Genomic DNA, 2,323 nt, shown 5'->3' with positions numbered 1-2,323 from the left:
CGCTCCGGCCTCGGCGAGCCCGGCCAGCACCGGCCGCGCCGTCCCGCCGACCCCCAGGACGACCGCCGTCGGCTCCGTGGGCAGTCCGTCGAACTCGGCGAGTGCTCCCGTCACCCCGTCCACATCGGTGCAGTCGGCGAACCAGCCGTCCCCCCGCCGGACCAGGGTGTTGGCACTGCCGACGATCCGGGCGCGATCGCTGACCTCGGTCGCGTACCCGAGCGCGGCGAACTTGCCCGGCATCGTCACCGAGTAGCCCACCCGGTGTCCCGGCGAGGAGTCGACCACGGAGGCCAGACGTTCGGCATCGCAGTCGATCCGCTCGTAGGTCCATCCGTCGAGGCCGAGCGCCCGGTACGCCGCACCGTGCAGCACCGGGGAGAGCGAATGGTCGACCGGATGACCCAGCACCGCCGCGGAGCGGGGTGACGTGGCCGCGAGACCGTCGGGGGCACCTCCGTCCGAAGCAGCGCCGTCCGAACCCGCGCCGGCGGCGCTACCGCCCACTGGACAGGACCCCGTTGGCTATCGCCTCACTCTGGTACCGCTCGTGCTCCGGGTACTCGTCGGCGAAGCGGGTGGTGCCCTGCATGTCGACTGTCACGAAGTACTTCCACCGGCCCTCGGCGGGGTTCTCCATCGCCCGGAGCGCATCGAGCCCGGGAGACCCGATCGGTCCGTAGGGCAGTCCGTCCATGGCGTAGGTGTTCCAGGGCGTGACCGCCGCACGATCGGCGTCGGTGGTGGCGATCTCCTGGTCGGCGAGGGCGTAGTTGACCGTCGAGTCGAACTGGAGGCGCATCGGCTCGTCGAGCCGGTTGAGGATCACCCGGGCGATCTTGTCGAAGTCCTCCAGGGTTCCCTCCTTCTCCACCAGCGACGCCGCGGTGACGACCTGGTAGGGCGTCAACCCGATCCTCTCGGCCGAGGGCACGAGACCGGTGGCGTCGTAGGCGTCGGTCGACGAGTCGATCAGCTGACGGAGGATCTCCAGGGGCTCGGACTGCGGGCTGACGTTGTGGACCCCCGGCGCGATCAGGCCCTCGAGTCGGCGAACCGGGTCCGGGGCGGCGCGCACCTCGTTGATGGCCCAGTCGGGAACCCCGAGCTCGGCAGGGTCGGCCTGCACGGCGGCGTCGACGATCTCCTGCGGCAGGCGGCACATCGGTGGGGCCTCCGGGTCGTCCAGGTCCCTGAGACAGGTCGCGTCCGCGATCAGGGTGAAGATGCCCTTCTCGGTTCCGCCCCCGACGACGACCGTGTCGAGTAGTCGCCCGCCGGGCTTGACGTCCATGAAGCCGACCCTGTTCCGGGGATCGGCCAACGCCTCCACCGCCGACGCGGCGCTCATCTCTTCCCGGACCTGGTAGTACCCCGGCTGAATGCCCTCGACCGACGTCCCGGCCGCCGCTCCCGTGAAGGCCCGGGTGCTGGCCACGGTGCCGATGTCGTACAGGCGGTCCCCGACGACGCCCAGGGTGTCCCCGGGCTCGACGTGCAACAGGGCGTTGCCGGAGCCCTCGCCCTCGAAATCGGGTGCCGCGGAGACCTCGTTGCCCGTGTTGCGATAAACCATCACGGCGAAGGCCAGGACAACCCCGACCACGGCCGCAAGGAGTATGAACCGGGTGGTGCCACTTGTTCGTGAGCGTCCTCGTGCCGCAGACATCGTGCTCCTTAGCCAGGGGTTCTGGGAGCTGCCCGCCGGACAGCATCGTGCTTGACGGGCAGTTTATCCAGCCGCGCCGGTCGACACGCCCATCATCGGCGGGCGCGCCGTGAGTCGAGCCATGCCTGCAGGAGCACCACCGCGGCGGCCTGGTCGATCACGCCCCGCTGCTGTCGGGTGTTCCTGCCCGCGCCGTGGAGGGCCGCCCCGGCCGTCACGGTCGTGAGTCGTTCGTCCACGAACTCGACGTCGAGGTCGGGCGAGGCGGTGGAGAGCGCCCCCACGAACGACCGCGCCATCGCCGTGGAGGCGGTGTCCCGACCCTTCAGTGAGGTGGGCAGCCCCACGATCACGCCGACGGCGTCGTACTCCTCGACGAGGTCCCCCAGGCGTCTCACCTCCGACGTCCACTCGGGATCACCGCTGGTGACGCGGATCGTCTCGACAGGTGTCGCGAGGATCCCGTCGGGATCGCAGGAGGCGACCCCGATCCGTGCCGTCCCCACGTCCAGGCCGAGCCGCCGACCACGGGTCCACCCGTGGACGTCGGGGTCCGGTCCCGTCACCCGGCATCCCGCACGGCGGCGCGCAGCGCGGACACGGCCGCGTCGATCCCGGACGGATCGGTGCCCGCCCCCTGCGCCATGTCCGGCT

2 protein-coding genes and 1 pseudogene are annotated in these 2,323 nt (G+C 71.1%); all 3 read right to left on the bottom strand.

All coding sequences use genetic code 11. The features are described 5' to 3' along the window. Window positions 1-411, bottom strand: a pseudogene (locus G6021_RS13095) (shikimate dehydrogenase); the annotation flags it as partial. An 85-nt stretch (window positions 412-496) separates the two neighbouring features. Continuing rightward, window positions 497-1,606: an endolytic transglycosylase MltG gene (locus G6021_RS13090; protein WP_347238299.1), complete on the bottom strand. Its 1,110-nt coding sequence runs from the start codon at window positions 1,604-1,606 to the stop codon at window positions 497-499. 155 nt (window positions 1,607-1,761) lie between these two features. Then, entirely contained in the window at window positions 1,762-2,235 is a 474-nt protein-coding gene (gene ruvX / locus G6021_RS13085) for a Holliday junction resolvase RuvX (RefSeq protein WP_182609668.1), read from the bottom strand. Between the last annotated feature and the right edge of the window lie 88 nt (window positions 2,236-2,323).

The organism is Dietzia sp. CW19, assembly GCF_014145265.1.
GTDB lineage: Bacteria > Actinomycetota > Actinomycetes > Mycobacteriales > Mycobacteriaceae > Dietzia > Dietzia natronolimnaea.
This window is presented reverse-complemented; position numbering and strand designations above follow the sequence as displayed.